Source organism: Bradyrhizobium sp. CCBAU 51745 (genome assembly GCF_028128715.1).
In the GTDB taxonomy this organism is placed as follows: domain Bacteria; phylum Pseudomonadota; class Alphaproteobacteria; order Rhizobiales; family Xanthobacteraceae; genus Bradyrhizobium; species Bradyrhizobium manausense.
On record NZ_LBJP01000089.1, the window covers coordinates 101,651 to 120,743 of the forward strand.

The 19,093-nt window shown below is 57.4% G+C and carries 20 protein-coding genes; 6 read left to right on the forward strand and 14 right to left on the reverse strand.

Translation table 11 applies throughout. The features are described from left to right. Positions 1–263: 263 nt before the first annotated feature. The 4 genes from modC (at position 264) to XH98_RS30770 (ending at position 3,613) form a co-directional block, all read left to right on the forward strand. The gene (gene modC, locus XH98_RS30760; RefSeq protein ID WP_271620860.1) at positions 264–1,418 is read left to right on the forward strand and encodes a molybdenum ABC transporter ATP-binding protein; all 1,155 of its coding nucleotides are present in this window, start codon (positions 264–266) and stop codon (positions 1,416–1,418) included. A 269-nt stretch (positions 1,419–1,687) separates the two neighbouring features. Then, a complete protein-coding gene (locus XH98_RS41270) occupies positions 1,688–1,939 on the forward strand; it encodes a DUF2478 domain-containing protein (RefSeq protein WP_442868660.1) in 252 nt (83 codons plus the stop codon). Between the two features lie 564 nt (positions 1,940–2,503). Further along, a complete protein-coding gene (locus XH98_RS30765; RefSeq protein WP_271600064.1) occupies positions 2,504–3,058 on the forward strand; it encodes a peroxiredoxin in 555 nt (184 codons plus the stop codon). A gap of 6 nt (positions 3,059–3,064) precedes the next feature. Next, the gene (locus XH98_RS30770; RefSeq protein WP_271620861.1) at positions 3,065–3,613 is read left to right on the forward strand and encodes a carboxymuconolactone decarboxylase family protein; all 549 of its coding nucleotides are present in this window, start codon (positions 3,065–3,067) and stop codon (positions 3,611–3,613) included. Between the two features lie 230 nt (positions 3,614–3,843). On the opposite strand, the gene XH98_RS30775 is transcribed toward XH98_RS30770, so the two are convergent. The 7 genes from XH98_RS30775 to nifH all read right to left on the reverse strand — a co-directional run bounded on the left by XH98_RS30775 (position 3,844) and on the right by nifH (position 10,533). Beyond that, positions 3,844–4,140 (reverse strand): ferredoxin family protein, encoded by a 297-nt coding sequence (locus XH98_RS30775; RefSeq protein ID WP_128947943.1) that lies wholly within the window; start codon positions 4,138–4,140, stop codon positions 3,844–3,846. A 38-nt stretch (positions 4,141–4,178) separates the two neighbouring features. Beyond that, positions 4,179–5,486, reverse strand: coding sequence for an FAD-dependent oxidoreductase (locus XH98_RS30780; protein WP_271620862.1), 1,308 nt, complete (start codon positions 5,484–5,486; stop codon positions 4,179–4,181). An 11-nt stretch (positions 5,487–5,497) separates the two neighbouring features. Then, positions 5,498–6,607 (reverse strand): electron transfer flavoprotein subunit alpha/FixB family protein, encoded by a 1,110-nt coding sequence (locus XH98_RS30785; RefSeq protein WP_271600060.1) that lies wholly within the window; start codon positions 6,605–6,607, stop codon positions 5,498–5,500. A gap of 901 nt (positions 6,608–7,508) precedes the next feature. Next, the gene (nifW, locus tag XH98_RS30790; RefSeq protein WP_271620863.1) at positions 7,509–7,850 is read right to left on the reverse strand and encodes a nitrogenase stabilizing/protective protein NifW; all 342 of its coding nucleotides are present in this window, start codon (positions 7,848–7,850) and stop codon (positions 7,509–7,511) included. Between the two features lie 252 nt (positions 7,851–8,102). Beyond that, on the reverse strand, positions 8,103–8,240 hold the full coding sequence (locus XH98_RS30795) for a hypothetical protein (protein ID WP_271600058.1): 138 nt from the start codon (positions 8,238–8,240) through the stop codon (positions 8,103–8,105). A gap of 485 nt (positions 8,241–8,725) precedes the next feature. Next, positions 8,726–9,502: a nitrogen fixation protein NifQ gene (locus XH98_RS30800; protein ID WP_271620864.1), complete on the reverse strand. Its 777-nt coding sequence runs from the start codon at positions 9,500–9,502 to the stop codon at positions 8,726–8,728. A gap of 146 nt (positions 9,503–9,648) precedes the next feature. Further along, entirely contained in the window at positions 9,649–10,533 is an 885-nt protein-coding gene (gene nifH / locus XH98_RS30805; protein WP_271600172.1) for a nitrogenase iron protein, read from the reverse strand. Between the two features lie 571 nt (positions 10,534–11,104). Between nifH and XH98_RS30810 the strand changes: the two genes are divergently transcribed. Beyond that, positions 11,105–11,518, forward strand: coding sequence for an arsenate reductase family protein (locus XH98_RS30810; RefSeq protein ID WP_271620865.1), 414 nt, complete (start codon positions 11,105–11,107; stop codon positions 11,516–11,518). Between the two features lie 449 nt (positions 11,519–11,967). Next, the gene (locus tag XH98_RS30815) at positions 11,968–12,711 is read left to right on the forward strand and encodes an OmpW/AlkL family protein (RefSeq protein ID WP_271620866.1); all 744 of its coding nucleotides are present in this window, start codon (positions 11,968–11,970) and stop codon (positions 12,709–12,711) included. A 442-nt stretch (positions 12,712–13,153) separates the two neighbouring features. Here XH98_RS30815 and XH98_RS30820 read toward each other — a convergent pair whose 3' ends face one another. The 7 genes from XH98_RS30820 to nifT form a co-directional block, all read right to left on the reverse strand. Then, entirely contained in the window at positions 13,154–13,369 is a 216-nt protein-coding gene (locus XH98_RS30820; protein ID WP_271620867.1) for a (2Fe-2S) ferredoxin domain-containing protein, read from the reverse strand. Positions 13,370–15,107: 1,738 nt separating this feature from the next. Continuing rightward, a complete protein-coding gene (locus XH98_RS30830) occupies positions 15,108–15,467 on the reverse strand; it encodes a DUF3024 domain-containing protein (protein WP_271600052.1) in 360 nt (119 codons plus the stop codon). Between the two features lie 63 nt (positions 15,468–15,530). Next, positions 15,531–15,719, reverse strand: coding sequence for a hypothetical protein (locus XH98_RS30835; RefSeq protein ID WP_271600051.1), 189 nt, complete (start codon positions 15,717–15,719; stop codon positions 15,531–15,533). Beyond that, on the reverse strand, positions 15,716–16,030 hold the full coding sequence (locus XH98_RS30840; protein ID WP_271600050.1) for a nitrogen fixation protein NifZ: 315 nt from the start codon (positions 16,028–16,030) through the stop codon (positions 15,716–15,718). Before XH98_RS30840 ends, XH98_RS30835 begins: the two co-directional genes overlap by 4 nt. Positions 16,031–16,368: 338 nt before the next feature. Further along, entirely contained in the window at positions 16,369–16,593 is a 225-nt protein-coding gene (locus tag XH98_RS30845; protein ID WP_271620868.1) for a 4Fe-4S binding protein, read from the reverse strand. Positions 16,594–16,603: 10 nt separating this feature from the next. Further along, the gene (nifB, locus tag XH98_RS30850) at positions 16,604–18,163 is read right to left on the reverse strand and encodes a nitrogenase cofactor biosynthesis protein NifB (RefSeq protein WP_271620869.1); all 1,560 of its coding nucleotides are present in this window, start codon (positions 18,161–18,163) and stop codon (positions 16,604–16,606) included. A gap of 700 nt (positions 18,164–18,863) precedes the next feature. Beyond that, entirely contained in the window at positions 18,864–19,088 is a 225-nt protein-coding gene (gene nifT / locus XH98_RS30855) for a putative nitrogen fixation protein NifT (RefSeq protein ID WP_271600047.1), read from the reverse strand. Positions 19,089–19,093 lie beyond the last annotated feature (5 nt).

A 19,093-nucleotide genomic window follows, 5' to 3' on the forward strand; every position in this document is an offset into this window, starting at 1 on the left:
GCGGCTGGAAAGCCGCTTACCTCTCGATGGCTAGCGCACAGGACAGCGTCCCATTGCCACGCGCCCAGCGGCTCGGAGATGCCCAACAAGACTGAGGTCTTGTCACCGATCTGCGGTCCGCTCTCCCACCTTATGGCCCTCCCGCAAGCTGAAAACAGCGTGCTGGAGCGGAATAGAATGGATCGTCGGAGGCATGGCGATCACTTGGCGATCACCTCCATTGCAGCCACCGGGATCGTGACACAGATGAAACGATACAGCACATGCGCAGGTTCATCAGAGAAGCTAAAAAGGGCTATATTGAAGTTGCCTTCAACGGCTCTCCCGCAGGCATTCCGCTGGATACGCAATTCAGCCTACCCGCCAAAGGTGTCACAGCGATTTTTGGTCCCCCGGGGTGCGGTAAAACTACACTCGCGCGCTGCATCGCTGGCGTGCAGCGTCTACCAAATGGATTCTGTGCGATTGATGGGGAGATTTGGCAGGATGAGACGACGTTTCGACCACCTCATATGCGTCGCGTCGCATATGTCTTCCAGCCACCGATTCTCTCCTCTCAATTGTCTGTACGACGCACCCTTTTATACAACGCGTCAAAATCGGAACCGACACTAATCGATTTTGATGGCGTGGTCGAATTGCTCTCCTTGGCCCCACTGCTCGAGCGTTCGCCATCACATCTTTCCGCGATCGAGCGACAGCGACTTGCCCTTGGCAGCGCGCTGTTAGGCCAGCCTCGGTTACTCTTGCTGGACGATCCACTTCTTGTGCGCGACCGCGCCGCCAAATGCGAGATCTTGCCATTTCTCGAGCGCATGCGGCAAACACTCCCACTGCCAATGATCTTCATAAGCCATGACATGGCCGATATCGAGCGTATTGCCGATCAGCTCGTCATGATGAAAGATGGCGCCGTGACGGGGGCCGGTCCGCTCAATGTCGTTCAGGGCGAGCCGGCGCTTGCCGGGCGCGGCGACGCGGCAGTCTGTCTTGATACGGTGGTCGGCGGTTATGACTGCCGCTATGGGCTGATCATGCTCCGCTTCAAGGCTGCGCGCCTTCGGGTACCTGGAGTGCCGCTTAGACCGGGCGCGCAGCTGCGGCTGCGCATTGCTGCCGACGACGTCAGCATTGCGTGCGAACGCCCGCGCGGAAGCTCTATCCTCAATGTATTTCGAGCACGCATAACAGCCTCCCTGCCGCACGGCGAGGCCGAGGTCACCCTGGTTCTGAGCCTTGAAACCGGCCGTTCTAGCGTGCCGCTCTTGGCACGCATCACGCGCCGCTCCTTTGATGTGCTACGGCTCAGCATTGGAGCGGAAGTATTCGCGGAGGTCGCGCGCGCCGTTCCGCTCGGGCTCCCGAGCGGTTGCTTGCAACGCCCGCCGCATCCGAATGAGAACCTTCGACAGATATGACAAGATGCTTGAAAAATACCAACAAGATCTTGGCCGTAATCTTGATGAAATAGATCCGAATAGCCTCGTGGGCAGTTCTCTACCTTCCAAAAGACGATGTCGATAGGTACTGGCCGAATTCGCTCACGACGTCGCGCAGCAGGGCGTAGGCGTCGGCCGCAGGCGCAGCGACACGCGAGGCGAGAACATGGCGCACACATTGCGCTCGCAATCGACGTTGCGACGGGACAAGATCTAGGTTTCCCAACCACTCGGCGCCGAGCCTCGAGATCGGCAAATTCGCCGAACAACGAGAAGCAGCTGGGTGGGGCCTTCGCGCCGAATTCGTTACGATAACCCGAGGCGTACCAGTCCTAGCAGACGTTTCGAAAACATGCCTTGCCGGCTGGCGAGCCTCACCACGAACGTTGACACGCCGCCGTCGTGTGATCGTCCACTTTTGCAGCAGCAGTGGTTCCATATCTCAAGCGGCGGCGCGCAGCAGCTGCGATTATTGGTCACAACGATACCGGACCACTTGAAGGTGACATTGAGGCTGCCGAGACGTCGGCTCGGAAATCATCCATCGGAATCGCTGGCCATCTCCGGCAACCACCTTTAGCTCGGGCGTTGGCTCCTGGCCACCTCGATGCCCTGCGAACGCGCCGATTGTGGACCTTCGATGGCGAAAGGTCGCAGTTCAACCGGCTTCGTCCGCTAAATGGCCCAAGCCGACGTCAATCCCTAGTCGCCTCTGCAGTGCCATCGGTCGAGAACGAAATTGCTACGGTTCAGGACTGGCTGCCGTGTCCGCGCCAACCGCCCAGCCTGCGCTCTTGTGTCGAGCTCAAAGCCACCGCGATCGTAGGCATTCGTCTGCAGGCGTAGGGAGTGTTTCTCAGGGTGGCCCCAACGCGTTGTGCGAGCGCAGATGCTCCAGGTGACCGTCGGCTTAGCGGGATCGAGGCACCAAGCGCGCGAATATGCCTGTAAACAAGCCGCTGGGCTCATCTTGTCGCGCCCATTCCCGTCCTAAGAAGGGGTGGCATATAGTTTGCTCCACCAGTGAGGTCACGATCCAAAAACCCAAAATGTGTGAGGACAGCATGCTCGGAATTGGAAGTCAGTTGCCGCCGTTCGAAATCACAGGCGTGAAGCCCGGTTTTCAAGCGCACGAACAAGAAGGACAGAGTGCATTTGAGACGCTGACCGAAATGAGCTTTCCGGAAAAATGGAAGATCATCTTCTTCTATCCCAAGGACTTTACCTTCGTCTGCCCGACGGAGATCGCTGAGTTTGCCCGCCTTTCCAAGGAATTCGCTGACCGCGATGCGATTGTACTCGGTGGATCGACCGACAACGAGTTCTGCAAGCTCGCTTGGCGGCGCGCCCATGTCGACCTGCACAATCTACCAATCTGGCAGTTTGCCGACACAAAGGGAATGCTCGTCGATGGTCTTGGTGTGCGTTCGCCCGAAGGGGTTGCCTATCGTTACACCTTCATTGTTGACCCCCAAAACACGATCCAGCACGTCTATGCGACGAATCTCAGCGTGGGGCGCAGTCCTAAGGACACACTCCGCGTCCTGGACGCACTGCAAACGGACGAGCTCTGTCCCTGCAACCGCGAAATCGGCGGCGAAACATTGAAAGTTGCTTGACGCCGCATGTCGTCGATCGAACAATTATACGACAGGATTCCCGATTTTGCGGAGGATGTCAGGCTTAACTTGACCTCCTTGGTGACCGATGAGACGCTTTCGCCGCAACGAAAATACGGGGTGCTGGTGGCGAGCGCGATTGCCACCCGCAATTCAGATCTGATTGCCGCGGCCGAATCTGCGGCCTCCACCGTGATGACACCTGTCGCGATCGCTGCAGCGAAAGCTGCGGCGTCTGTAGTCGTAATGAACAACGTCTACTACCGCTTCGCTCACCTCGCTTCCAACCCGGAATACAAGTCGATGCCGCCGCGGCTGCGTATAGACGTGATCGCCAATCCCGGCGTGGACAAGGCCGATTTCGAGCTCTGGTCGCTTGCTGTCTCCTCCATAAACGGCTGCGGTGTCTGCATCGATGCCCATGAGAAGACACTGAAAGCCGCAGGCGTCAATTCGGAAGCCATCCAGACCGCCGTGCGCTTTGCTGCGATCATACAGTCAGTGGCGATTGCAATCGAGGCCGCTGGGCCTGTCTCCCCTCGGGCAGGAGACTGATCTTTCCTCTGCCATTCGCTCCAGGGCATTGTGGCGCTACTCAGTGGCGCCACAACCAACCCTTTGCGGCTTTCGAACGAGTGTGATATCTGCAAGTCATGCCTTGCGCAGCGTTCCCATGACGCGTGTCTTGCTCAAATATTCCTCGCCACCCAACGGACGGTGAACGCGCCACGGATACGGTGAGATGACGCCTAACGTTGGTCCCACACCTGCCCGGCGACCTTTCATCAACCAAACTTGAACAGAACGCCATATCCGCCACGCGGATGGCTCCATTGGATGTCGCCGGTCGGCTCGGCGATCACGCGGCAGGTACCGCACTCGATGCAGCCGTCAACTGCTATCTCGACTTGGCCGTCATCGTTGAGCTCGTAGCATCGCGCGGGGCAGGCCTTCAAAAGTGCGAGGAGCTGCGGCGATGGCGTCTTATGCGCGCGTATCCTGACGTGAGGATGACCGACGTCGACAAGATAACGGTTGTAATACAGCTTGTCTTCGACGCGCACGGAGGGTTCGACATTCATGCTTTTTCCTTTTTTTGTTGGGCTTCACACTGTTGCGGTCAGCGCCAGGCCCGGGCAAGACGACAAGCATCACCGACCAGACCTGACCATGACCGCGCCTTGACAAAGGATTTCAGGCTCGCCTTCTCCTTCTCAGCCTTGGGCGTACCATCGACGCGCACGAAGTTATGCATCGCCTTGGAGATAAGCTGCGGATAGGTAAGAAAGAAATTTTGGGAGTGGGTATGCAAGAGGGGTGGCAAATCCTTGTACTTCTTCAGATCTTTGATGACGAAGGAGTCGTCCAGCATCTTCTTGTAGACTGACAGATTTTCTGCAGTCATCGGCTTACCGCGCGATTTGATCAGACCGATCGCTTCGGCGGCGATACGGCCGGAGGTCATCGCGAGATTTGAGCCCTCGCGATGAATGGCATTGTTAAGCTGGGCCGCATCGCCCACTACGACCCAGCCTTCCCCATAAAGCTGCGGGATGGATTTGTAACCGCCTTCGGGAATGAGATGTGCCGAATATTCCTTTACTTCCGACCCTGCTATCAGGGGCGCCACAGAGGGGTGCCTCTTGAATTGATCGAGCAGGCCGTACGGCGTTTGGCCCGTGCGCTGGAAGTCGGCGACGAGGCAACCGATGCCGAGCGAAATGCACTCTTTATTGGCGTAGATGAAACCCATCCCAGTCATGCCGCGGGAAATCGTACCGGCAGCCTCGATCACGACGCCTTGATCGCCCTCGAGGTTGAAGCGCGCTTCAATGGTCTCTCGAGGCAAGAAATGCATTTCCTTCACGGCGAGCGCAACGCTATCGGGTGTCGGACGCGCGCGTAGGCCCGCACGCGTGCCGAGCAGGCCATTGACGCCTTCGGCCAGAACGACGACGTCGGCATGTATTTCCCCGTCTCGGCGATCTGTACGAACACCGATGATTCTTTTACGGTCGTCCTGCACGAGCTCTGTGACGGTCGTCTCGCACAGCACGATCGCGCCAGCCTCCCGCACCTTGGAAGAAAACCATTTGTCGAACTGGGCACGTATAATCGTGTAGCGGTTCGGCCGCTCCTCGTTGAAGTCCTCCGAACGGTAGTGCATGCCGACATGGGAACGATCATCCATCATCCAGAAGCGCTGTTCGATCAAGTGACGTTCGAGCGGCGCCTCCTCACGAAACTGGGGGACCAGCTTTTCCACCATGTCGGCATAGAGGATGGCCCCCTGCACATTCTTCGATCCCGGATATTCGCCTCGCTCGAGCTGCAGCACCTTCATACCGTGTTTGGCCATCGTCAATGCCGCCGCATTGCCGGCCATACCGGCTCCGACCACAATCGCATCGAATCTTTCTTCAATCATCAGTATCTCCTCTAGACCGCAATCCTGGCGCGCGAATCTGGCAAAAGCCGCGCTCGAAATGCCGCCGTCAGCGCCGGTAGCAATTGCATGGCATCACTGACGATCGCGAGGTGGGCGAAGTCCAAGATCGGAGCGTTCTTATCAGTATTGACGGCCACGATCAGATCCGCGCCCTCGACGCCAACTCGGTGCTGGATCGCACCGGAAATGCCCGCGGCAATATAGAGTTTCGGCCGGATGGTCTTGCCCGTCTGGCCGATTTGCCGGTCAGGCGTAACCCACCCTTTTTGCACGAGAGGACGCGAGCAGCCATATTCAGCGCCAAGCAGAGTTGCGAGCTCGCGCACCAAGCGAAAATTCTCAGGCGATCCCAGCCCCAGCCCGCCCGCAACCACCACATCGGCATAGGCAAGATTGGACGTTTCTGCATCGCGGTCGGGTAGGAACGACAATACTTTTGTAACTATATCGTCTTCGACAAGGCCGAGCGGATGAACGATGATACGAGCGGGATCGCGCACAACCCGTTCGGGCATCGGCATCACCCGCGGGCGGACAGTGGCCATCTGCGGACGATAATTCAGAGTATAGATTGTGCAGAGCAGCGAGCCGCCAAAGGTTGGACGCGTCGCCGCAAGTGAACCATCGGCGTCCACGTCCAGCGCGGTGCAGTCGGCAGTGAGCCCCGTCGACAGAGTCGTCGCCACGGAACCTGCGAGATCACGGCCGAGCGTCGTCGCACCCAACAGCAATATCTCGGGCTTGTAAGTGTTGACGAGTTCGGTAAGCGCTTTGGTATAGGATTCGTTGCGGTAATCCGACAAAACGTTGTCGCTCACGAGATAGGCTAGATCGGCGCCATAGCAAAAGGCTTCAAGTGCTGCATTACGTGTATGCTGCCCCTCCGGACCGATAACGACGGCCGCAAGATTCACCTTTAGCTTGTCAGCAAGGCCGCGCCCCGCCCCCATGAGCTCCCAGGAAACGGGATGCACTTGGCCACGCTCCAGCTCGACGAAGACCCAGACGTGCTTGTAGGACTTGAAGTGCTCCGGCAGTTCTTTTTTGGCTGCACCGCGCCCGGCCCCGGGTGGCATGGCCTTTCTGCTGACGTTGCTCATAGTCTAAATTCCTCTCAACGATAGGCGCACCCGCGCCACGGTTTGCTTTTTTCGCTCTCGTTAACTGAAGTTCACTTTTGGTCAGCAAGTGGCTGGCTGGTCTGCCCGCTTGTGTGCTCGCACCGGTCGTACAACAACACGTGTCGTCGCAATAGACGTACCCGTTCGGTCGGATTTGGAGAGATCTTGCAAACTGACCCCTTGCGCGCCAGGTTCGACGAGCGCCACCGCGGCTGGCCAGGACGCCGTGCTGATTCCAACCGGCCGCTCCCAGGCCCGGTTGATGAGTCCGTTCGCCACGCCTCCTGCGCTAGCAGTCCGTATGGGCCGATGCTACCGCTCTTCGTGGCGTCGTTTCTATCTCCGAAGAGATGAAGACAAATCCGAGCGGAATCGGGAGCCGATTCGATGCGGATGCTGTGCATACCCGCCACAGGAGCAGCGCGAAGGGGACACTTATTCATTGACCACCATCTCACCGTCGCTACGAAACTGCGACCGCTTCAGAGACCGTTGGGAAGGGACCTGCCGGGATCGTGCGCCTCGATACGACGGCGCAGGGCGGCTCGGCAGGCAGTAACAGCAGCATCATGGCTCCTCCTTCAAAATCATCGCCGACGCTACCATCTGTCGGCATCGATGATCGGATCAGCAGGACATCAGGCAAGTGTCGTACCAGTTGCAAAGACGATTGAAAGTCGGTGGGAAGTAATGGCTTGCGCGACACTCCAAACAGCTGCTGATGTCGTAGTCACGAACAAGACAATTCAGACATGGCCGGGAATGCGACAGTCGTTGCTGGGGTGGTGGCCGCAGAGACTTGCCCCGGAGAATAGAACGCTCGCATTCACGGAGCGCCGCGGCTCCGTCGGGCAGATTTCGTTTACAGTGGAACGCTAAGTCACTTCAACTCGCTCAAAGGGACAAAGGCCGCAGGTTTCCTAGAGTCTGCGACGGCATCCTTCAAAACCTTGAACACTCGCTCCTGGATCGGTGACGATGCTACGAAATCTGCATAGGCCTGTTCCAACATGGCTTTGCATCGAGCTCTGATTTCCAGCTCTGCGGCACCAGCAAATTGCTCCTGGGCGAAGTATTGTCCCATGCGCTTTAGAATGTGAAGGCGCGCGACATCCACGATCTTGGGGTCGTACTCGACCCCAAGCAGCAAAAAAAATTCCTCTGCCGATGCGGCCTTTCCGAGTTGATTCAAGATATCCGCTACTGGTGATGAGTTGGTCATCGAACATTCTCCTTCGGATTAGTTCTAAATAGCGCCCCCACTGAGCGGGTCTGAAATACTAAAGCGACGCGCGCGCGGCTTTCGCGGGGCTATCAATCTGATGAGAACTCGGTGATGGCGCGGAGGGAGTTCTCATCATTGACGACGAGCTCATGTTCGCCCTCCGGAATATCCTAGTACTTAATTCGCCCATTCCCCCTAAGTCCTGATGACCACACAGCTTGGAGCCGGCCTGGATATCGTAGGTTGGGATCACGTATTGATCGTGGCCACCTTTGCTTCGATCGCCACGTCGGGACCGGCTTCCGGCGTCCGCGCACCAGCCCGTGATGGCGAGCGAAAGATCCGCTTTGATGATGGCGTGGATGTAGCGATGTCTTTGTTGCCCATGGACGGTGTTTCCGCCGTAGTCTTTTTGCTCCGCCCCACGCCGGCGGCCGCGCAATCGCCAGCTTCTCCTCGTCGGCGAACGCAACGCCACCTGCCTGCTAGCCAGGGCGTAATGGCGTCTGGTTTACCGCGGTAGATTGGCGCACGGTTGTATTGGACCCAGCCGATTTGGCGACGGTGCTGGCGGCAACCACTTGGAAGCTCCTCATAGATTGAACTGCCGACACTCCAGCAACAAGCATGCCAGCCGGCCGTAACAGTCCACCCATTGAAGAAGCTAACGCCATTTTTTGATCGTCTTCAGCAAATGGATTGTCGCAAATGCGACAGCGCCATGAAACGGAACGCGCCACCCTACGACGGGTTCGTTGCGGCGCACCGGGATCTGAGAATTGTAGCGGAGCACTCGATCCTGCCGCTTTGAACCCATGGCCATCCGCTCGCATCCAAATGGCTTCACCCACGCCCTCCTACCACCGGACGGCCTACAAATCCGGCAAGGCCTTCTCGGATGACGGTGCGGCCGCGGACTCTCCTGGCATTTCCAATATCCGGCCGCTGGCTACATTCGGCCAGGCTGCAGCCTGCAACAGCAAATCGCGCCGGCGTTCGGCCATCCGGCTCTCGCCGCTTTCTTCACCGAAGCAGATGTTGAAGTCGTCACATTGAGTGCACACGGGTGTCGTGCACATCCCAAGGCCTTCATTCTCGCAAAGCATGCGGTAGAAGAAGCGCTTCCAACGCATATTATTGACATTGCGCGCGGCGAGCGGCGCGAAATGCCGGCCCAGCATCAGCGAGAGTTCGCCACGATTGCGCAAACCCAGAGCTTCCCAGAGATGGTCCGGCTCAATGGCGCGGCGCGCGATCATCGCGGCCAGCCAGCGGCCGATATCCCCCTCGGTCGAGCGTTGATTGAGCAACAGATCGCGAAGCATTGCGATCTCCTCGTCGTCTTCCCACCTGAAAGGCGAGGCCTGCTCCGCGGCCTTGATCTCGGTTGAGGGAAAGTACCGCTCCAGCAAGGCCGCCAATTCAGCGCTGGATAGACCAACCTTCTCAAGAAGAGAGCCACCATCCATCGTGGCAGCGGCTAGGATAGACGCCAGAACATGGCGATCGAGATTGCTTTCTATTGCGATATCGGCATCTGCAGGATGCCTACCGGTGAGCAGACGGTAGGTTGCAATTCCCCTATGCGACCGGCTGATAGCGTCAACAGCACAAGCAGCCACGAACGGAAAGACGTGCGGCTCGGACATAACTCCGTGGGTCTTCACAATGCTAGGTTTGTCACGGCGCACGGTGGTTTTGGCGACCGTCTTTTGTCAGGATGCCGGTCTCCCGGGGGAGGGTGAGGGAGACCGGCATCTGTCGCGCGCCTTTCCAAGGCCGCGGCTCGTGGCCCTTACGAGGCTGCGAGTTCGGCGGCAGTCTTGCCGATGACTGATTCATCCACGGGCTTCATAATGCCATGCTCCATCAGCATGTCCTCGAGCTCATCCATAGAGATCGGGGTCGGGATGATGCCTTTGCCGCCATTATTGTGAACCTTGGCCGCGAGCTTCCGATAGTGATCGGCCTGCTTGGAATCCGGTGCATACTCAAGCACCGTCATGCGGCGTAGCTCTGCATGCTGCACCACGTTGTCGCGGGGCACGAAGTAGATCAGCTGAGTCCCTAGCTTCTTGGCCAAGGCTTCCGCCAGTTCAAGTTCCTTGTCGGTCTGTCGCTCGTTGCAGATCAGACCGCCGAGCCGCACCCCACCAGAGTTAGCGTATTTCAAGATCCCCTTGGAAATGTTGTTTGCGGCATACATCGCCATCATTTCACCAGACATCACGATGTAGATCTCCTGCGCCTTGTTCTCGCGGATTGGCATCGCGAAGCCACCGCAAACGACATCGCCAAGCACATCGTATGAGACATAGTCAATGTTCTCGTAGGCGCCGTTCTCTTCCAGGAAATTGATCGACGTGATGACACCACGGCCGGCGCAGCCGACACCTGGCTCTGGACCACCGGACTCCACGCAGCGAATGTCTTTGTAACCGACCTTCATTACGTCCTCGAGCTCTAGGTCCTCCACACTGCCGGCGCTCGCGGCGAGGCTCAAAATCGTGTCTTGAGCCTTGGCGTGTAGAATGAGGCGGGTCGAGTCCGCTTTGGGATCGCACCCTACAATCAGGATTTTCTGACCCAGCTCGGCTAGCGCCGCCAGCGTGTTCTGCGAAGTGGTGGACTTGCCGATACCGCCCTTCCCGTAGAACGCGATTTGTCTTAGTGAAGCCATGTTGCTCTCCATCAACCGATTATCCAAAAGCTCGCGCTTCTCGCGCGAGGTTGTTTCCCTCGCAGAAGCGGGGGCACACGGGTTGAAGGGAAGGAGCGCATCGCTCGCCTTACGCGTCGGCCTGCACTCAGCCCTCACTCAGTGTTGCTGCCGCTTATTAGCAACGGCCGTGCCATCGCTTGATGCGTGGCTTAAGCTTCTGATTACGTTTGCAAAAGCCATCAGCTGGTGCGTGATCGTTGGCCGTTTTGGATCTGACAGAATCTGCGCAGCTGTCGGACATCGAACAAACAACCCCAAACATCAGCGCCAAAAACCGAATTGACTGCACCTATTCCGATGTCTCAGTTGTGGAACGGAACTTGCCGCTCCTCTGACGAGACGGGCGATTTGAGGAGAATGAACACGCCGGTCGGGCTCGAAACCTGGCGGACCCGGGGCGAGGGTTGCAACTACGGTACGGCGCCTGGTGCGCTGATATTGGAGATGATCAGCAGGCATTTGAAATGAGCCGCCGGATGCAGCAGCGCCGTGCCACCCGTTCATCTCACAACGCGTAGATCGGTTTGCCGTGGCGACAATCATCTTCTATCGGAAGCCCGGTTGCGCCACAAATGCGCGTCAGATTCAACCGCCTCAATCCGCGGGCAACGACCTGGTCGTCAAGGACATCCTGACGGAGCGATGGCACGCCGACGAATTGCCCAGCTTCTTCCGCAATATGCCCCTCGAAGCCTGGTTCAACCGAGCCGCGCCGCGTACCAGGTCAGGCGAAGTCACCCTCTATTCTGTTGATGTTGCAAACGCACTCGCACTGATCGTTGGCGATCCGGTCCTGACACGACGACCCCTGATTGACGTAGACGCGGCACGATGTGCTGGGCTCGATTATGAGCTCGTGCTGTCGTTCCTTGGCCGCAAGACTCACGATGAGCTCGATGGATGCTTGCAAGAAACAAACCGCACGCGTTGCCCGCAGACGTAAGGAAACATTGAGCGTTTGCCTTGCCAATAATGACGTGCTCCACTGGCGGCTTGCACGAGTAGTAACAGAGTGGGCCCTTGCAGAGGCGGCCCGCGCAGGTGCCTACTCTGTACGGAGGCATCGCCAATATTGCGCTTGAATGCCGCCCTTCCGCCTTAGCGACGTGAGAGGGTTTTCCGCAGTTGTTGCTTTGTGACGCATGACTTCCGCGCCTTGGATTGGATCAGAGCACCAAGCCGAGAGGCAGCTGCTTCAAGAGCCTTGGCTCAGACGACCTCTTGGATAGACTAAAGATCAGAACAGATCACCACGCTTCGTGGGCGTGATCCTAATGCAACTTACCAAGATGATTGCGCAAGCCGCCGCTCTCATTTTGATCGATATCAAATCCACCGGCAGTCGCAATGTGTGACAGAGACCTTGCGCGGCTTCTCGTGCGACTTTTTGGAATGGAGAATTCGATGAGAGCAAGAACAGTTTTGGCGACAGCATCGGTCCTCGCGCTAGCGACCCCGTTGGCCAGCAACTCGGCACGTAGTGCGGATCTGGCTCCGGCGCCGGTCTACTATACAGCGCCTGCAATTGAACCCCGCAACCCATGGATGATCCGCCTGCGCGTGCTCGGCGTTTTGCCGGATACCGCAGGCAGTTCGGTCAACGTTTCCCGGACGCCATCGCTCTCATCACCAAGTTCTGGGCTTACGATCAGCGATCAAGTCATACCAGAGCTGGACATCACCTATTTCTTCACAAAGAACTTGGCCGCTGAACTCATTCTCGGCGTGACCAGACATCACATCAGCGGCAATGGCGCGCTCACTGGGCTTGATATCGGAAACACCTGGCTGTTGCCGCCTACACTGACCCTGCAATATCACTTCACCGATTTTGGGCAGCTTAAGCCCTATCTCGGCGTTGGCATCAACTACACTGTATTGTTCAACCAATCGGCGGCCAACACGTCGCTCGCCGGTCTTGCCGTCACCGAGCTACACCTCAGAAACCAATTCGGCGCTGCAATCCAATTCGGCTTCGATTACATGCTTGATCGTCACTGGGGCCTCAACTTCGACGTGAAGAAGCTGTGGCTGCGGCCGGAGTACTCGGCGACAATAAACAATGCGATTGCCGTCACCGGCCGCGCAAATATCGATCCATGGCTCGTCAGCGGCGGCGTCGCTTACAAGTTCTGACGAGAGAACGGGGTCATAAAGGAGACTTCGTTTGATCAACTCGGACGCGGCGAGCCCATCGAGCACATCTCCTACTGTCACCGCCCTGTGGCAAGAAGCCGGCTGACGCGTCAATGACGCGTCAGCTCGCAAGAGAGGGATTCATTCGCAGCATTGCGCCCGCTGCGACTTACGGATCGCGCCGCACGCGAGTGACAGTACACAAACATCGACACGGCATATGGTCCTATGCCTGTTTCGTCGCGCGGTGCAGCGGAGCCACTTTACAATTTTGGCTTTATAGAAGCGGTACGCCGCGCCAAGCTCAATGACCTGCTGTCAACGGACTCCTGAGTGCAAGGTGCCCGGTTAACCTCAGACGATCTGAGTTTCCCAACGGCCGGCATGGACGAACAAGCCGTTCATCCTTGCCAGCCAGCGCAAGTGGTCGCAAGCGGCGCCTCTAGCTCCGCTTGAGCACCATCACAAAGCGATCGACACGTTTGCCCTGCTTGAGGTGGGAGTTGACGATCTCGTCAACGTCCTCAGGCGTACTCGCGCGATACCAGACGGCGCCGGAATAGACCACCAGCAAGGGACCAGAGGTGCAAGAGCCAAGGCGGCCCGCTGTCGCGAAGCCAACATCGTTGAGACCTTGCCCTTCGATCGCCTCGCCCATTCGATCCCAGAGACCCTGCGCCGGAGGCGGCGCAACTGCCGTGGGGATGCTTGGCGGACGCTGCGTGTTGCACCCGAAAACATGATTCCGATAGGAGCTGAGGAAGATTAAATTTTTTTCTGAATTCACCCGCCTATGCTCCGATAGACTTCATCTGAAGGGATGAGGTGCGAGCACATGGTCGGCCACAACGTCTAACGATTGAACGCTCCATTGTGCGATGGGATAGGACTGATCCCCACTCGCCTTGCGAAAGCAGCCGGAATGAGAGGGCGCCATGGTCGCTGTGGCCGCTGAAGATGAGCGATCGATACCTTGGCGTCCGAAACCGCTTTCTGATCGATACCAACGTCTACTTCCGTCATCCCGATCTCATTATTCATTCACCACTCACTTGTCATCGAAATTCTCCAAAGCAAGTCGCACACCAGATGTGCAACTTGCGCGTCTCACAATTCGGCGCAGTCGCAACAATGTCGGCGCTTTTCGCCCCTGGCAACGATCCGAGACGGGCCAAAAGCCCGTGGCCTCCGTCAGACTGACGGCGTCGGTCGGACCGGTTCGATCTGCTCGCTCATCAAGGCGCCGACGATCAGTTCGCTGATCCCCTCCCCGCGGATTCCTGCTTGAAGGCATCGACCGCAATCCGGCTCAGCCGAAAAACACCTCGGCCCCGGGCGAGCGGTCGATAGGCCGAGCTCGCACGGCTGTTGAGAACGTCAAACCATTCGTTCGGAGTGAGCCTTGCTGGACGCTCGCTGATTTGTATCACCCGCCCGTTCGGGGCGAAGCGGACGTGGATGATGACTTGTTGAGAGTTCATATTGATTCCCGATTTTGGTCACCAACGATCACGAGCTGGATACCGACCAACTCGATTGTAATGTGCTTGCTTTCGGACATCTTGGCGCCTGCCTCAAGCCGCGCCTTGCATGCCGAGACTTTTCAATGATCGAGCATACCTTCTCCCCACTCGCGTGGAACATTTCTCATGCGGCCCTCTAGGTGCGTTGTCATCGGCGGCATCCAGCACCCTCCTGCATTGGGCGGATCACGATGTCGCTCGGCAACGCCGTACAAACCAGGTTTCCTTGGTCTGATTTCTCATCTCTTCCGCTGTCAAACCTAAACTCACCGCAATAAACGCCTCGTACTTCTTTGTCTTGGATGACGATCATCTCAGTCAATCGCCGCGCCGGCGCCTGCGTTATCGCTTCATCGTCTCGACGATAACATCGATCTACTTGTTTGCGAAACCGGTGTGAAATGGAATCGACATGACGCGATTGACTATCTCATACGCAAGCAGAAAATGGCCATGACCATAGCCGGCGATAGGTTGCGTTGCGCGCATTGGGCATTATCGGCGCCGTTTCAACCCGTGTGCGGCGCTGATCATCAATCATGGCGCAGTGCCCCAATCGCGTGAAGTGCACCTCAACATATCCGGGAGCATGCGATCAGCTTACCTCTGTCACATCAGGCGCAACATAAAGCGACCCGATACCTTCACATGATTGCAGATGCGCCGCGTAACACTGCTCAACCATTCGGCACCCTCTGGGATTTCGTCGGAAAGCTTAAAACTGGACTACGCCATATTCCGCTGGTTCAGAGCTCACCGTCCAACATTCATCTTGGCCAATACGATCCAGGTCGCTCGCTTTCGTTCGGCCGCAATCTGCACGCAGTGGACCGATCAATCGTCGTTCCTCTATCCTTCGGACACGGCGGCGCCTCATTGCCAGAACAGGCGTTCGGGATCCGCATTCAACTCGTCTATTGCTGGAGTCAAGCGGTGATAAAGGCTGTAAAATTCCCAGACTCCTCCCGCGTGATTCTTGTGAAACAGCTTCCAGATCCCGCTCACGGAATCATAAAGAATCAGCGCGACGTCGACCAAATCGCCGTCCTTGTCGATGTTGCGCGAGCAACAGGGACTCTCGATGAGGTAGCCGCCCCTCACTGGCGTCACATTCGGCGAGACGTAGAGATAGCGCTTGCGCGCGCTCAAGCCGTGCTCGATCCGCTTGCGATCAAGCTCATTGGGGTGAGGCACTAGCCCCGTCTTTTCTTTCCTCATCAGTGCGGCATTCATGACGAAACCCTCCCTTCAAAGCGCTCTGATTTTCTTGTTGAAGACCAGCAGATGAGATGCTCCTCACCAGACAACAAGGATCGGCTCATGAGCTTCGTTGTTGAGAGTATCGATGATGGTCTGGAGGGTCGCTTTGGGGACGAGCAAGGCTCCCTCGGGCTCCACATTGGTAGAAGAGCGGTCCTTGATGAGCTCGACTGCGGGTTTGCCCCGCTGGTCCCGCTGATATTTCGTAACACTTTGCTTAGTCATGACTCCTCCGGCAACGGCAAATCGTCGACTTCCTCGCAGGCATCTACTGGCTCTAGCTCCGTACGTTTCATGCCAACGCGGCGGCCGCTTTCAGAAAACTCTACACCGTAGATGTAGAATTGCTGTAAGAACGTACCGATCGAGACAACGTAACCCACCTCCCCCTTCTTGACTAAGACGTCGCCAATCTCCTTACCGGGATAGGTGCCATCATTGCGAATGGTGCGATTGGCTCGAAGCTTCTGGCCAAAGCTGAAGACGGGCGGGTCGCTTAGCTCGACGACGTCGCTGTCGCGAAGAATGCTGTTCATATACCGCTCCTCATGCATTGCTCGCTCTAGAGATGCAGGAAGTCCGCATGGCCCCCCTGGCGACATTCTGCATCACTTGGTGCCCGCGCGCGATACCGTCACTCACATCCACGATGTGAGCGCGGCCTGGAACGCCGCTCTCGCCATTACGAAACGCCCTCGAACCGCCGAAATGCCGCCAAGCCATGCGGCCGACCAGCAACAGCACTATCGCAGGGAGATCCAGAGCAGTCGCCGTCCATAAGGGAGAGCGAACGTCGGCACCTGCGATCCAACGGGCGGCGCTTGCGAAGTATTCAACACCAGGTCTTGGCATGCCGTTCACGAGGGCTCACGCTTTAGACTGGCGCTTGGTAGCGAGGCAACGACGTATCAACCACGCAGGTACCGTCGACCGGACAGGCGGCCGCACATTGCGGCTCGTCAAAATGGCCAACACATTCGGTGCATTTTTCCGCTTCAATGACAAAGCTTCCCCCCCTCTCTGAGATCGCAACGTTCGGGCATAAAGGTTCGCAGGCGGAGCAGCCCGTACACTGCGAAGCGATGATTTTGAACGGCACATATTTCTCCTTACGCCGCAGAGATCCGATCTCCCAGCCGACACGCAGGCTCGCCGCGCTGTACGTGCTGGATCTCCCCGCGCTTCACTTTGTCGAGATAGGCTCTGAACCAAGCGATCGCCGACTTCTCAATGAACTCGTGAGCGAATTGGTCAACTGGCTCGATCCCCGCCTTGATCAGATTGCTTTTCGGGCAGCCGCCGATCTTAGCCACGAAGACCGCATGGCAGTCACGGATGTCGTGCAAAATCGCGGATAATCTATCTTCCTCGCCGTAACCGCCCTGGCAGTAACCTTCCACACGGCGTAGACCGACGAACTTGGCGCCGGATGTGGAAAGCTCGTACATTTGAAATTCCTTTGCATGTCCAAAGTGCTCGTCGATCAACCCGGAGCCCTTGGTTGCAACCGCCACCAGAAGAGTGATCGCGCCCATCTCTCCGGAAAGTTCCGCAAGCTCCTTTTGGCCGGCGGCGACTTTGCAAAGGCGCTCATTCTCTACCTTTTCCTGATAAGCCTTGCGCATGGCTAAGTCATATTGGACGTCCATTTTCATCACCCGATCATTGGTGAACTCTGCGCTGCGATCCTCGCCGAGTAGACCGACCGCATCTGCGCGGCACTGGCGGCAATGCCGCATGATGTTTATTTGCCCTTCACATGCGTCTTGCAGCGCCTTCAATTCTTGCGTCGTCGGACCGCGCTGACCGTTGAGCCCAAATGCCGTTCCGTGCTCGGGCGCGGAGATCAGCGGCATGATATTGTGAAGGAAGGCACCGCGCGACGTGACCTCCTTATTAACCTCGACCAGGTGGCCATCATTGATGTTGGGGATCATCACCGAGTTAATCTTGCACAGAATGCCGCGTTCGCTAAGCATCTCGAGGCCTTGCAGTTGGCGATGGGTGAGTATCCTTGCCGCCTCGATGCCGGTATATCGCTTGTGGTTGAAGAAGATCCACGGATAGATCTTGGCTCCAATTTCCGGATCGACCATGTTGATCGTGATGGTGACGTGGTCAATTTTCGCCTTGACGATGGTATCGACATAGTCCGGCAGTGCGAGTCCGTTGGTTGAGAGACACAGCTTGATGTCGGGAGCAGCCTGGCTGACCAGCTCGAACGTTTTAAACGTCTTTGCCGGATTGGCCAGGGCATCGCCCGGACCAGCGATGCCAAGGACTGTCATCTGCGGAATGGCCGTCGCCACCGCGATCACTTTTCTCGCCGCCTGCTCAGGGGTGAGTTTCTCGCTCACCACACCGGGACGCGATTCATTGGCGCAGTCGTATTTTCGATTGCAGTAGTTACACTGGATGTTGCAAGCAGGCGCGACCGCGACATGCATGCGAGCGTAATGATGGTGCGCATCTTCGCTATAGCAGGGGTGGGTTTTGACCTTTTCCCAAATCCCGATCGGCAGATCGCCTTGGCTGTCCTGCGAACCGCAGCTCGCCCGCCCGGTGTTGGCCGAAGCGCGGCAGCCGCTATGCTCGGTGATGGGCTGCATGATGTTTTCACCATTCGCTGCAACTTTGATATACTTTCCGCGTCCCACGACCGCGTTCATTCCCATTCTCTCTGCAAGCATCATCGCCCCAGGTCATTCTTGAGCGCGCTTCAAGAAGCTGCGTAGCAACTTGCATGCCATGGCGAGGAAGTACGATTGCAACCGTAGTCCAACGAGTTATAACGACGATAGCGTTGGCGCTTTCAAGAACAGCAATGATAAGCCTGTCGGCCAAGCGACAGACGCGTCGCCTTTCTCACTCAGAGCTCTATCGCTTGCGCATTCACTCTCGCCCTGGACGAGCCCGCATGCGGCTTCATCTAAACGGGCCTTCACGCGCTGCCGCTTCCAATTTGGCGGATCCGGACTGGGGTCCGGACTCATAAGGCTAGTAGTGGCCGACACGCGTCCTACTATGACGGGCAGCAATGAGGATCAAAAATGATAGTGCGATCACCTCGGCCCAACTGGCCGAGCGTTGTCTGCGCCATCCATGCCGTCGCGGCGGGCTCATGTTTGCTAATCTTGATATGCTGCGCCGACAGCCATTCTTTTCCCAAATTCCCCCGGGGCAGGGCCAACCTGCCGGCAAAGGAAGCCAACCGACGCCTCTGGGTGCGCTCAGCACATCGCATTTGGATAAGCCCGTCACACCGGGACGAGATAGATGACAATGCTTCCGGTTTCCAGGCGGGCGCCAGGGTCCACGAGAGTTATCTTCGCAACCACCGCATCGAAAGCCGATATCCGTGAGTGTCTTTCACGGATCGTCGCCGCTCTCATCCCGCTTCTTCGCGTCGATTGTGATCGGTAACCGTGTGTCGCTCGCCATCTCGGGCAAATCGAGCACCCAGCCGTTAGCTACTTTGATCCAGCCTCCCCATAGTGTTTCGTACTCCGAGGCCACGATTGGCTCTTCGAGATCCTTTTTTGGCACGTAGATCGACAGGCCCGCGTCCGGAGAGCGGCGGATCATGATTTTCACGAGGT